The sequence below is a fragment of the Ensifer sp. B1-9 genome, assembly GCF_050474445.1.
Classification (GTDB): Bacteria; Pseudomonadota; Alphaproteobacteria; order Rhizobiales; family Rhizobiaceae; genus Ensifer.
The window spans coordinates 1-12,877 of record NZ_JBCHVG010000015.1; the positions used below are offsets into that span (position 1 = coordinate 1).

General features: G+C 60.3%; 10 protein-coding genes. 3 read left to right on the forward strand and 7 right to left on the reverse strand.

The window, feature by feature from the left end; genetic code table 11:
• Positions 1-682, forward strand: a 682-nt coding sequence (locus ACQ5BM_RS26155) for an SIS domain-containing protein (protein WP_429817663.1), incomplete at its 5' end; no start/stop codon positions are given.
• A 167-nt stretch (positions 683-849) separates the two neighbouring features.
• Positions 850-1,602, forward strand: a complete 753-nt coding sequence (locus ACQ5BM_RS26160; protein WP_429817665.1) for a DUF6270 domain-containing protein — start codon at positions 850-852, stop codon at positions 1,600-1,602.
• Between the two features lie 103 nt (positions 1,603-1,705).
• On the opposite strand, the gene ACQ5BM_RS26165 is transcribed toward ACQ5BM_RS26160, so the two are convergent.
• On the reverse strand, positions 1,706-2,506 hold the full coding sequence (locus ACQ5BM_RS26165; protein ID WP_429817667.1) for a methyltransferase domain-containing protein: 801 nt from the start codon (positions 2,504-2,506) through the stop codon (positions 1,706-1,708).
• Positions 2,507-3,134: 628 nt separating this feature from the next.
• Between ACQ5BM_RS26165 and thiD the strand changes: the two genes are divergently transcribed.
• The gene (thiD, locus tag ACQ5BM_RS26170; protein ID WP_429817669.1) at positions 3,135-3,944 is read left to right on the forward strand and encodes a bifunctional hydroxymethylpyrimidine kinase/phosphomethylpyrimidine kinase; all 810 of its coding nucleotides are present in this window, start codon (positions 3,135-3,137) and stop codon (positions 3,942-3,944) included.
• A gap of 155 nt (positions 3,945-4,099) precedes the next feature.
• Here the strand turns inward: thiD and ACQ5BM_RS26175 are convergent, their stop codons facing one another.
• From ACQ5BM_RS26175 to ACQ5BM_RS26200, 6 genes are all read right to left on the reverse strand, one after another.
• Positions 4,100-5,401: a glycosyltransferase family 4 protein gene (locus ACQ5BM_RS26175; RefSeq protein WP_429817671.1), complete on the reverse strand. Its 1,302-nt coding sequence runs from the start codon at positions 5,399-5,401 to the stop codon at positions 4,100-4,102.
• Positions 5,398-7,617, reverse strand: a complete 2,220-nt coding sequence (locus tag ACQ5BM_RS26180) for a hypothetical protein (RefSeq protein WP_429817673.1) — start codon at positions 7,615-7,617, stop codon at positions 5,398-5,400. The genes ACQ5BM_RS26175 and ACQ5BM_RS26180 overlap by 4 nt, the downstream gene beginning before the upstream one ends.
• An 8-nt stretch (positions 7,618-7,625) precedes the next feature.
• A complete protein-coding gene (locus tag ACQ5BM_RS26185) occupies positions 7,626-8,357 on the reverse strand; it encodes a hypothetical protein (RefSeq protein ID WP_429817675.1) in 732 nt (243 codons plus the stop codon).
• A gap of 113 nt (positions 8,358-8,470) precedes the next feature.
• Positions 8,471-9,733, reverse strand: coding sequence for a glycosyltransferase family 4 protein (locus tag ACQ5BM_RS26190; protein ID WP_429817677.1), 1,263 nt, complete (start codon positions 9,731-9,733; stop codon positions 8,471-8,473).
• Complete coding sequence (locus ACQ5BM_RS26195; protein WP_429817678.1) at positions 9,730-10,575, reverse strand: class I SAM-dependent methyltransferase; 846 nt, start codon at positions 10,573-10,575, stop codon at positions 9,730-9,732. Before ACQ5BM_RS26195 ends, ACQ5BM_RS26190 begins: the two co-directional genes overlap by 4 nt.
• Positions 10,572-12,824: a glycosyltransferase family 2 protein gene (locus ACQ5BM_RS26200; RefSeq protein WP_429817680.1), complete on the reverse strand. Its 2,253-nt coding sequence runs from the start codon at positions 12,822-12,824 to the stop codon at positions 10,572-10,574. Before ACQ5BM_RS26200 ends, ACQ5BM_RS26195 begins: the two co-directional genes overlap by 4 nt.
• Positions 12,825-12,877: the final 53 nt, after the last annotated feature.

Sequence of the window (12,877 nt, forward strand, 5' to 3'; positions counted from 1 at the left end):
CGATGCGGTGTTCCCGATCCTTGCCGGTCCGGAGATCGGCGTCGCCTCGACCAAGGCCTTCACCTGCCAACTCGCGGTGCTGGCGTCGCTGGCGATCGGCGCCGGCCGCGCCCGCGGCATGGTCAGCGCAGAGGAGGAGCAGACGCTGGTTCGCTGCCTCGCCGAGATGCCGCGCATCATGGGCCAGGTGCTGAACGCCATCCAGCCGAAGATCGAGCAACTGTCGCACCAGCTCGCCAAGTACGACGACGTGCTCTATCTCGGCCGCGGCACCAGCTTCCCGCTGGCGATGGAAGGCGCGCTGAAGCTCAAGGAAATCTCCTACATCCACGCCGAAGGCTATGCCGCCGGCGAGCTGAAGCATGGGCCGATCGCGCTGATCGACGAGAACATGCCGGTTATCGTCATCGCGCCGCATGACCGCTTCTATGAGAAGACGGTTTCCAACATGCAGGAAGTGGCCGCGCGCGGCGGCCGGATCATCCTGATCACCGACGAGAAGGGGGCTGCCGCCTCGAAGCTCGACACCATGGCGACGCTTGTGCTGCCTGACGTGGACGAGGTCATCGCACCGATGATCTTCTCGCTGCCGATCCAGCTTCTCGCCTATCATACGGCGGTGTTCATGGGCACCGACGTCGACCAGCCCCGCAACCTCGCCAAATCGGTGACCGTCGAATGAAACATAACCCGAAGCATTTTCGCGGGCAAAGCTTCGCGAGAACGACTGGATTGGAAGCGAGGTTTGCGCCTGACACTAAATGTGGGTTGATATTCTTTAGCCGCACGTCTTAGTAAGTATATCTAACTATATTTGCACAATTGTAGCGAAATATTTTCAGGTGAATTTTGAGTAGGTCTATTTTTATCCTCGGAAGCTGCGTATCTCGTGATGCCTTTGAGTATCCCAGCGGGGAGCTATTTTTTATTTCCAAATATTTAGCAAGAACTAGCCTTGCTTCGCAGATCCTGAAAAAATTCTCCGATGAAGATGCGCTGCAGAGAATTCCCTCGAAATTTCAGAGAGATGTCGTCTTCGCAGACATGGAGAAAATTCTGTTTCGCTCGATCTGGGAAATACCATTTGACGCCCTCGTTATCGACTTTATTGATGACAGATTCCCCCTGTTGGTGTCAGAATGCGCTGGATTGACCGTGTCATCGGAATATGCCGATGCGAAAAGACGTGACGATGGAATAGTCGCGCTGCCCAGCGGAACAATCCTAGAGGGAAGATCCGGACCAAAGCTGGAGCTATGGCAGAAAGGGCTTGATCTACTTCTAGATGTGGTCTCAAGGGCAAGGCCAAACGCGCACGTCATTGTCAATCGAGTATACTGGGCGAGTGAAACCTATAGCGGGGAATCGCTGCCAAGTTGGATGGGGGATTGGAAGGTCGAAAATGCATTTCTGGATGAGTTGTATCGGCGCTGTGCACTTTTTCCCCAAGTGAAATTCATCGAATATGATGTTCCGTTCCGATCAGACCCCAATCACGTTTGGGGTCTGTCACCATTTCATTATGGTGCGCCGGTCTACATGGCGTTTCTAAGCCGCTTGCATAGCATGTTTGGTGACCAAGCAACTTTCAGCTTCCAGTAGAAGGGAATTTCGAAGCAACTGCAAATACTAGTGCCCCTTCAAGATGCGTCATGCTGGATTTAGGCAGATTTTTTCATCGTAAAGGCATTGTAATTAACGCATGTCATGGATTTCTATTCGTGGACGGCTTCTGTATACTTACGAACCGGCGGTCTACTTCGTGAACCACATCGTCCGCCACAATCTCAAATCCTGCTTCTGCGACCAGCGATGCAATGCTCTCGGCGCTGAAATAATACACACAACTGGCCTGTTCTTCAGAAATTTCACCCATGCCGTCACGAATAGTCGCGCGATGGCTGTTGTCTTCGGGCGGATGCAGCCAAAAATCTAGAACGGCTTTCCCGTTTGCGTTTAGAGCAAAATAAAACAACTGAAGAAGCCAGCGTACATTTTCCGCATTCTGGTGAATGAAGAAATGTCTCGATACAACCGTATCGATCGACGATTCGAGTTTTCTGATTCCATCTATGTTTGTTAGTTGAAGGTACGCAGTATTGTCTGGCGAAACGATTTTTGCCACGTGAAGGGCAAGGGGGGAATAGTCTATGCCAGTGTAGAAACTGGCTATCTTTGCGGCGGCCTTGCCAAATGCGCCCGGTCCACAGCCCACCTCTAGAATATGTTTATCAACGATGTCGGCCCCAGCTGTCCACGTCTCGAAAGCATACTCTCCAAAAGCCGACGCAAAATAGAAATCACGGGGCGAGTAACGCCGGAGCTCGTCTCTATCGATCCACAAATTTCGATCTCCACCCCTCATGTGTATGAAGAATTTATGCGCATAAGGCTCCTGAAAATACTCACACCATTCCCGATCCCATTTTGTCGCCATCCGAATCGCGTCGTTTCTAAATTTCCTTGTTTCGACTTTTAATTGTTTCGTTGTGGCTTTTTCAATCATCTCGCTCCCCCGTTACTACACCTCAATAGATGGATAGTCGGTTTGAGGCAGTGCGACAAGCGCGCTCGTCACTCCTACTCATAGGCCCTGTCGATTGAACTTCAATGCTCTTGTGCGGAGTGTTGGCGCTGTGCTTTGCGCAATGTTGCGTCGGGAACCGAGGCGATCGGGTAGCAATCCCATTCGGCTTCGCCCTTGAATCTTCTTCGATTCCGCATCAATTCCGGGTATTCGCAGTCGCTAGGCTCGCGCAGTTGACATCCGATCTCACGCCCTAATAGCATACATTCCGCCGAGGGGCGCACTTGACGGTGTTGAGGTGGCGATGAGCCAGACGCTTGAACCAGATCCGGCGTAGGAACGGCACGGGTATCCCCGCCATCCCCGCGTCTCCGCCGTTCATCTGGATCACCGCGATTTGGTTTTAGGAGAATCGTGGTGCCTGCATATAGTTTAGAATGTCGCGACGTAGAATTCCGGAAAGCGAGCCATCAACGCCCTCGCTCGATCATTCGGTTTCCTCGCTGATGACTGGAACACGCTCGGGAACAGGCGCGTGCCTGGGCGTCTGGCTGGTGAGCGCATTTGTCTACCTTGAGCGTACCTCTGATTTCCGGTGGAGCCAGACATGACAGCTATCGCCGTCACTATCGCAGGCTCGGATTCCGGTGGTGGTGCCGGCATCCAGGCGGATCTGAAGACGTTTTCAGCGTTCGGCGTTTATGGTGCGAGCGTGATTACCGCCGTCACGGCGCAGAACACACGTGGGGTCACCGCAGTCGAGGATATCTCTCCAGTTGTCGTCACAGCCCAGATCGATGCCGTGTTTTCGGATCTTGCAGTTGGCGCGGTGAAGATCGGCATGGTGTCGCGCCAGGAGACCATTGCTGCGATCGCGTCCGGCTTGAAGCGATACGGGCATTTGACCGTCATCGATCCGGTAATGGTCGCCACTTCAGGTGATGTTTTAATGCGCCAGGACGCAATTGCGACACTCAAGGAGGAGTTGCTGCCGCTTGGGCTCGTCGTGACGCCAAACCTGCCTGAAGCAGCATTGTTGACAGGACGCGCGATTGCCGAGAACGAGACGGAGATGGCGCGCCAGGCGGAGTTGCTCCTGAAGCTTGGTACGCGCGCCGTGCTGATGAAAGGCGGTCATGCCGAAAGCGACGAAGCGGTGGATATCCTCTTCAATGGGAACACCTCCTTGCGCCTGTCGCGCCCGCGGGTCGAGACGAAGAACGATCATGGCACCGGCTGCACGCTGTCAGCCGCAATCGCGGCTGGTCTCGCTCGCCGGCAGACGCTTGAGGACGCGGTTGTGGCCGCCAAGACTTATCTGCATGAGGCGCTTGTTGCCGGAGCCGCTTTGAAAATCGGGCGGGGGCGGGGGCCGGTGCATCACTTCCATCGGTGGTGGGGGCCGAGCGGCGATTAAACCCATTCCCGAAGCCTTGTGCCGGTTTGCCCGTTCAAGTTCATTAAGAAAACCAGGTCATTCCATTGCGGATAAGCAATGGAATGACCTTCGAGGCGGGAGTTCGTCCCTTGCGGGGTGCGGACGCGCGACGGGGGCGGCGCGCGCGTTTCCGTTCAGGCGACCGCGGCGCTGGCGTGAGCCGGCTGCTCCTCCTTGAGCAGTTTCCGGTAGAGCGCGACATGCTCACGGCCGCAGTCGACATGGCTCATCGGGCGCCTGAGGGTTCCCCGAAGGTTGTCCCAGGATCGCGGCGTGCTCAGCACGTCTATCATCCGATCGGCAAGGTCTTGTGCGCTTCCGGCCCGGAAATGATAGCCGTCCAGGCGGTCTCGAACCTTCTCGGCCATGCCGCCGATATCTGAACACAGGATCGGCCGGCCATGGTGCAGCGCTTCCTGGATGACGACTGGAGAATTCTCCCACCAGACGGAGGGCATCACCACCCAGTCGACCGAACGCATCAGCCGCGGCATATCCTGGTTTTGATAGGCACCGTAGAAGCGGACTCGCCGCCCTGCATCCTCGATCAGTTTCGCGACGCGGTCCTGATAGTCGGTCGGCTGGCGCTCGAGGTTGCCGCCAAAGATCATCAGCGTCGAATCGTCTCCCCAGATCTCCTCGGGTACGCGCGACACGGCGTCGATCAGCACATGCACGCCCTTGAAAGGGGTCATCTGTCCAAAATAGGCAAAGCGGTTGCGTCGTGCAGTCGGCGTTGGCAGTTCGCGCGCGGGTGTCTTTTCCCCCATGACGATGCCGTTTTCGATCACAAAGATCTTCTCAGCGGCGATACCCCACTCGACATAGCGATTGGCGAGAAAGGCGCTCGGGGCGATGAAGGCGTCGGCAAGGTTCAGCATGCCCCGGACGAATTGCTCGCGGCGAACGAAGCGCGACACCGGAATATCCGGGAAGCACGTGTGGCAGCTGATCGGCGAGGCGCCATTGCAAAGTTGACCCGAGGGGCGCTTCACCATTTGTCCGTGGTTGTGACAGATCGGCAGGTACTCATGAAAGGTCACGATGATGCGCGCTTTCGGGAGAGCGTCACGCACCGCATAGAGTGCTTCCAGCCCAAAGCCCATGACATGGTGGAAGTGGACGACGTCCGGTTTGATGTCTCCCACGAAGCGCAAGAGGTCCCGGCGGATCGCGTCGGTATCGCCATTGGACAGGAAGAAATGATCAAAGTCCTCGGCATGGTAGAGTACCTCGTCCATCGCCAGCCTTAGGCTCATCAGCGCCGACGCGCCGTGGCGCGGCACGGGATTGCCGACGCGGGCGAGGTAGATCGATTCGATGCCCGGCAGGCCGTTCAATGCCTTGTGCAATCCGTGGGATGCGATCTCGGCGCCACCGAGCGAATGGGTCGGGTGGCCGTGCGAAACGACCAGCACGCGGAGTTTTTCACTCATGCCGAAACCTCGTTGTGGGCCGTTCCTTCTGTTTCCACCGTCTGCATCCAGCGTCCCCGGAACAGGGTCTGATCGACACGCTCCACGTACTTGGCCGTGGCTGGCGAAACGGCGCCGGACGCCTCATCGGACCCGAGCATTTGAAGAGCAGGCAGCCAATAAGATTCGTAACCCCGGCGGCTCAGCGCCAAGGCGAGATCCAGCCCCTTGAGCGACGCGCCGAGATAGGTGGGCGAAACGCCAGTATCGTCGAGAAGTGCCGTGCGCGACATGATGCAACATTCGAGCGAGGCGGTCTGAACCCGCGTCAGCTTCAGGCGGTTCACGGCGCCGACCGGATAGCCGGCATAGCGGCTCGACTGAAGATAATCGGCACGGTCGAGCGCGGTGCTGCCGGCCCAGCGGATCGAGTGATCTTCGTAGGCAAGGGTCGGCGATATGATGCTTCCGCTTTTTGTCTCGTAGTTGGCAACAAGCGTCTGGTACCAACCGGGATTGGCGGGCGTAAGCGAGGCTGACAGCAGGATGACGGTCTCATTGTCGATCGCCTGCGCTGCGGCCCGCGCCAAGTCCGTGGCATCGCTTGAGCCATCGACGGAGACCAGGCGCAGCGGCAAGCGATAAAATTCCGCAAGCTGCCGGACACGGGCGGCGCGCCGGCGAAATTGTTCCGATTGCAGGACGAGCACGATTGGGGCCTGCCGCGTGTGCGGATCGAGCGCCAGAAGACCCAATAGCGGGGCAAAATCCTCCTCTGCATCTCCCACGGCAACAAGGATGGCAGCCCCCACCGCCTCGCCGTACCGGCCTATGTCGATGACGGTTTCGATCGTTGGTGCGTTCGCGCGCGCAGCGCCTAGGAACGGGACGATTTGCCGATCGACGATATCAGGCAAGGCCCAACTGGTCGGGTCGATGGCGTTCAGCAGCCGCAGCGCCGCATGCCTTGCCGAGAGCCGTGTCGGGTGAAGCGGCATATAGGCGCGGCTGGAATCGCGAAGTGTGACTTCGAGGTGAAGGGGTGCCGCCGGATCGCCGACGAGGCCATCCGCGAAAGCGATGAAACCGTGCGAACGGCGATGTCCGGATATCGCGCCCTTGAATTCCGGCCGGTCCACGAAGGCGTCTTCGACGTCCAGCCGTTCGGTGCGCGTCCACGTTCCATCAAGGCGCGCGTCGGCGCGCCCGCGGCGCAGCCGAACGCTTTGCACATGATCGTCAGGGTCGAGCATCCAGCCCGAGATCAGGAAGGTGCCATCGTCCCCCTGGTAGAGCGCGTCGACGCCGAGCCGGACGGGAAGCGGGAGGCTTGAGATCGTTTCTGTGCCGTCGAAACCGTTGGCCGCTTCGCGCAGGCGCAACAGCACCTGCGGTGCGCTTTGGCTCTGAAGCAGCATCGCGCGAATATGTCCCGGCGTTTCAAGCGGCCCGGCAACGAACTTGCGCTCGTGAACGGCCAGGTAGCGCCAGGCGCTGCGGCCGCGATAGAATATGCCCTGGATGTCGCGCGCTCGCGGCAGGTCGTCCGCCGATAAGAGGCCCAGAAAGCCTACGGCATCTTCCGGTGCATCGTTTCGTGGGAAAACCGCAATGTTGCAGTCGGCGACCGAGGTATTCTCGCCCCTGACGACGGCTCGGCAGACGCCCGCGGCCATGTCATGCGCCCAGCCCTTGAGCGCGATTGCAGCGTCGTTACTTTCGCCGAGCAGCTCGATATAGCCGTCTCTTGCGGTTCCGGCCTTCAGCAGGGTTGTGATTGCGTTAAGCTTCCTCGGATCGAGCGGCGGCTTCATCAACACGTCCACCAGGCGGCCAAGCACATGGACGACCTGCGGGCCGGCAAGCTCCTTCAGCATCGCTGCGACATCGCCCATCGATACGGTGCGCGGCGCAACGATGTAGCGTTTGCCGCCGCCATCGTTTCCGAAGCGCAGCGTTGCCGGCATGCCGCTCATGCCTTCGACTGGGATAAGGGCTGCGAAACCGTGTGTGGCGGATCCGTGCGATGCGGCAAGCCGCCAGCCGATGATCGAGGCGATCGCCTGGATCGTCGTGTCTTCGTCGATCTCCACCGGCAACTGATCTGCCAATGGACCGCCGGCGCCGATCACAAGCAACAGCGTTTCATCGATCGGGCACACCACGACCCGTCCGCTGCGCATGATCCGGGCGAGCGGCGCAGGGCTCTGTGAAAGGGAAAGCTCCGGATTGGGCATGAGACGCCTCAGGTCCGCAGAAGAAGCGTCAGGATCGCACCTGCGGTAAAGCCCGCAAGTACGAAGAGCAGCAGGAATGCCGGCTTCAAGTCGCCGTTTGAGCGTTGCTTCAAGGCATTGAGGCTCTTTTCCATGCCTGCGACGACCCCATCAAGACGCATCAGGTGCACGTCGAGATCGGTCAATCGCTGGGTGATTTCCGAGCGGAGGCTTGCGATATCTTCGCCGACTGCGACGAGTCCCGCAGCTTCGCCGTCCTCGCCATCGTCGAGCTTCTGCCGGATGGCCGAGCGCTGAGAGACCTGGAGTTGACGTTGTGCCGCCATCAGCACATCGAGCTTGTCGAGCACTTTGGCGAGCGGAGCGGCGATCAATGCCTCGGCTGCCTGTTCGTCGGGCTTCGGAACGCGAAGCGGCAGTTCGCCGCCCTTTTCCGTCGAGGCCATGACAATCAGTTCGCCGGCGCGTGCACTTGCCAATTCGGGGAGCGCGATCTCAAAGGCGTGGTTGCCATCGCCGATCCCATTTCGCTTGAGGTCGGGCCGGTTGCGGTCGGCGAGCGCCTCGGCAATCACCTTGCCGTCCAAAAGCACGCGAATAGCAAGCCTCTTCTCGGGCGTCTCGGGATCGAAGGCCCAGCCGAAAACGCGGCCTTGATCGATTGCGTCCACGCGACCCTTCAGTGGCTTTGCGTTGTTTTGTTCCGGTGCGACATCCGGTTTGTCGGCTGCTACAGACATGGTCTTCCTCTAAAGCACTGCCAGCAAAAATGCGTAGCGGTTTTGCGTCCGGAAATGCGTATAAACAAAGGCTTGGAGCGGGTTCCTAATGTTCAGTTTCCACTTTATCCGCTCTATGCCGCAGCGGTTCTTGCCGGCTCAATCGCGTCAATGAGCGCAAGATAGCGGCGTGCCGTGGCATCGATATCGTCGGGTTTACGGGCGTTCGCCGAGAGGCGGCGCCGAAGGTCAGGGTTCTCCGCAATGCGGCGCATGGCAGCGGCCAAGGCCCGGGGATCGTTGGGCGTAACGGTCAGGCCGCTTACCCCGTCCTGAACCATTTCGGCCATGCCGCCGATATTGCTCGCGATCACGGGCTTGCGCTGGGACTGCGCCTCGCCGATTACGAGCGGCGCGTTCTCCCACCAGATCGAAGGCACGATGGTGCAATCGACAGCGGCGATGAGGTCGGCAATATCCTCGCGCCTGTAGGCGCCGCGCTGCTGGACGGTAGGGGCCGTCTTCTTGAAGAGGCGCGCGATCTCGTCCTTGAAACTGTCGCTCTGGAACGGCGCGCCGCCGTGCACTTTGAGCTCGAAGCGAAGCCCCTCGTCGATCAGTTGCCGCGCAGCCTCGAGCAGGACGGTGGTGCCCTTCCAGGGATTGAGGTTGCCGAAGTAGCCAAAGATCGGCCGATCGTTGTCCTGTCGATCCTTCCTCGCCGGAACGTCTCGCCGCGGCAAGCCATTCGCGATAACGTCGATCTGCTCTCCGTCGAGGCCCCAGTCGATAAATCTCTGCCGCAGGAATTGGCTCGGCGACACAAAACGATCGACGGTGCGGAGCAGTGCCTTGATGTGCTGCTCGCGAAGCACGAAGCGGTCGAGCGGGATATCCTTGAAACAGGCGTGGCAGCGATCGGGCGTCGACTTGTGGCAAAGCTCCTTGCCGGTGGTGCGCACCATCAGCCCGTCATGGTGGCAGAGCGGATAGTAGTCGTGCAGCGTCATCACGACGCGGCACTCGGGCAAGGTCCGGCGCACGATGTGCGGAAACTCGGCGCCGAGCAGCAGCAGGTGGTGGATGTGGACCACGTCCGGCTGGAAATCGCGCAGAAGTTCGGTGAGATCGGGCACGACGCCATAAAGGTCGATCTGGCTCATGAAGAAGCGGTCGAAATGACCGGACCACAACAGCACCTCGTCGCCCTCGGAGCCGATCGCCTGGAAGCTCGTGCCTGGGCGCACCTGCCGGTGGGTCTGGTTGGTGGCGCCGAGAAAGAGCACGTCATGGCCGGCGCGCTGATAGGCTCGGAAGAGGTCGTGCGCGAAAATCTCCGTGCCGCCGGGATGGAGTGCCGGATGATTGTGCGCGGCGACCAGAATGCGCTTCTTCATCCCATTGCACCCCGGCGTTCGGCAACGAAGACATCCTGGTAGTGACCGGCATCCTGCCCGCGCCAATGGCCAAGTGATTTCAGGATGGTTGAAAAGCCCGCCCGTTCGAGCGCCCGATCGAGAAATCCGTCGTCGAAACCAACGGCGGCGAGCGGCGGCAGGCTCGGGACGAACCAGCAGGGACCGTCGCCGATGCGGTTGAAGCCGAGGCGCGGATCCCGCCTGCCGTTCTCGTTCTTTGCGGCGACGCGGTCGACCACGAATGCCGTCACGAAGAGCCGGCCGCCGGGCTTCAGCATCCGGCTGATCTCGCTGAAATAGACAAGCACTTCGTCCGGCGGCAGATGCGTGACGATCGACGTCATGATCGCGAAATCGAACGTGCGGTCCGGATAGGGCAGCTTCAGCGCCTTGCCGTTGATCTTGCCCATGGGATTATAGAGTTCGTGGGCAATGTCCACATGCTCGAACGTGAAGTTCGGGTAGACCGGCGTGACGGACTTGCGGCACCAGGCGACACCGCCTTCCACCGGATCGACGCCGACGTAGCGGGCGCGCTCGGGGTCAAGATACTGCGTCAGCGGGACCGCCATCCGGCCGATGCCGCTGCCGATGTCGAGCACGGAGCTTTCCGGCTGCAAGCCGCCCATGCGAATGAAATGGCCGAGAAATTCGGCGCCAACCGCCCGGTAGTTGCCGTCTCCGACGAAGACGCTGTTGCTGTCTGGCTGCGGCAGGAAACGATTGGCAAGGACCGTTTGAAGCATCCCGTCGATGCGGTCCTCGTTCAGCTGCCAGGCCGTTTGCAGGCTGTCTGCGTGGCGAAGTGCGGATTGGTTCATGCGGCGCTCCTGGCGGCAGACTTGAGACTGCTCGACGCTGCCGCCTCTTCGGCGCCGAGGTAGGCTGGCATCAGCGCACTGATGTCGTCGTTCCAGCGCTCGGTGTGCAGCCAGGCATTGTACTGGCTCGCCACACCGCGCGTGTAGTCCTGGCTGCGGCTGATCGATCGCCGCTCGAGATGGTAGAGACAGGCGGCCGGTTCATAGACGATGTCAAAACCGGCCTGCCGGATCTTGAGGCAGAGATCGCTGTCTTCGTAGTCGCCGATCACGAAGTCCTCGCAGTAGCCGCCGACGTGCTCCCAGACTTCCCGGCGCATCACCTGGCACGCACCGGTGATCCCTGGCACGCTGCGTGCTTGTTGCGCGGGCGCGTAAGCCCCGGGCATACCCTTGTAGAAATGATGGTTCAGCCAGATGCCTTGCTTGTTGCGGCCGAAATAGAGACCCGCATGCTGCAGCGATCCGTCCTCGAAAAGCAGCTTCGGACCGATCGCGCCGAGCGACTTCTGTTTGAGAACGGGGAGCGTGAGTGTCTCGAGCCAGCCCGGTCCGCAAGGCACGACATCCGAGTTGAGCATCACGACGACGGAACCGCGGGCATAACGTGCGCCGGCATTGCATGCTCGGGCATAACCTCCGTTGCGGTTCATCACCACGAGCTTCATCGAGAGCCCGTGCAACAGGTGAAAGCCGCCGAGCAGATGTTCCGTTTCGTCGTGGATCTCGGGAGAATCCAGCACATAGATGATCTCGGCATTGGCTGCGACAAAGGGGTCGGTGGCGAGGCCAGAGAGTTGGAAGCGCAGGAAATCGAGAACGCGGTAGAGTGGCACGACGATCGAGACCAGGGGCGCTTCCAGCATCGGACCGAAGTCCTTCGTCTGATCGACCCTGATCGTCTTCCCCAATCTTTCCTCCACGTCCTTGAGCGCGGGCGCCAGGATCGTGCGGAAAGCCGCATCGATGGCATGCTGAGGCGGGACCGCCCTTAAAATGCGGTTGCGCTGTGTGACGGGATCGAAGGGCTGCGGCTTCGGCACGAGCGATTTGACGGCGCCGGAAGCAAGCCGCATCTGGAACCGGGGCTGAAGCAGGGCGCCGAGCGGCTCGCGCATCGGCAGCCAGCTGACGAAGCCCGTTACGTCGGTCTTCGAGCCTTCCTCCGCTCCGCGGGCCCAGCCGGGGAATTCATACCAGTTGCCGTCAAGCGGAAGCGCCGTGCCGTCTTCCTGGAGATAGTCGATGCCGGCAAGCGCGCCGGACGGGTCACGCGTCCAGCCGCCGACAAGCAAGCCATCGGCAAGCGCAAGCGCCAGATCGATCTCTGCACCGGGATGGAGCGGGGATTTGCCGGCCTGGCGCGCCTGCAAGGGCGAACGAAGCTGCAAGTCGGTTGCGAGTGCCGTTCCACCCTCTGGCATTGCGGAGAGACACCTGACGACGAACTCCCGTAGTCCTGGGGCGGCGCCGTGCTCGGGCCACCACTCCTGCAGGCTTGGCGAGCGTGCACCGCGATCCGCCACCTCACGGATCGCAATCCCGCGCTTACCCATGATCATCAGGGAGAGCGCCTGCGGCGCACGCGGCGTTTCGATGACGAAGTGGCAGCGGCGCCAGCCGCGCTCCGCCCGACCGGTGACGGCAAACTGCTGCGGCAGCGGAAGAACTGCGTCCGCGCTCAACGCATAAATCGCGCTGATCTCGCCGAATTCGGCGCTTATGGTCGTTTCCGCCAGATATCGGCCATCGGCGAGACGGCAGGCAATCGCCGCAGGGCGCTGGCCAAGGTTCAGGGCGTGGATCGCGTCGTCGACAAGGCCGGTAAAGAACTCATCGCGGGAGAGCCTGAATGCGCTCCTCCAGACGGTGAGCAGGGTGTTGAGAAACTTGAAGCGCCCCTCCGGTATAAGGCCGGCGAACTGGCCCGCCATGTCGAGGAACGGAAGCTTGCCGGCTGGCTCGAGGACGACGGTTTGAAGGACATCGTGACCGACGGCGATCTCCGCAAGTTCGCGTTCGCTTCCCGCACGCATTGCCCAGAAAACACGTTGCCCGCCATCGGCGCGCGGAAGGGTCATGCTGACGAGGGGAACGAGAGACCGGGATGCATTTAGCGCGTATTTCGTTTTCGCCGGCAGTTCTGCAGGTGCGTCCCAGATCAACACAGCAACATCAAGGCTGAGCCTGAATGCTACAGCCGTCGTGAATTCCGCACTGAGGCTCCTGATACGGTCGTCTGCCGCCACGCGCTACTCCTGAAGGACGAAAAGGGAGGGCGCGCCCCACGGGAGGAAGCAGG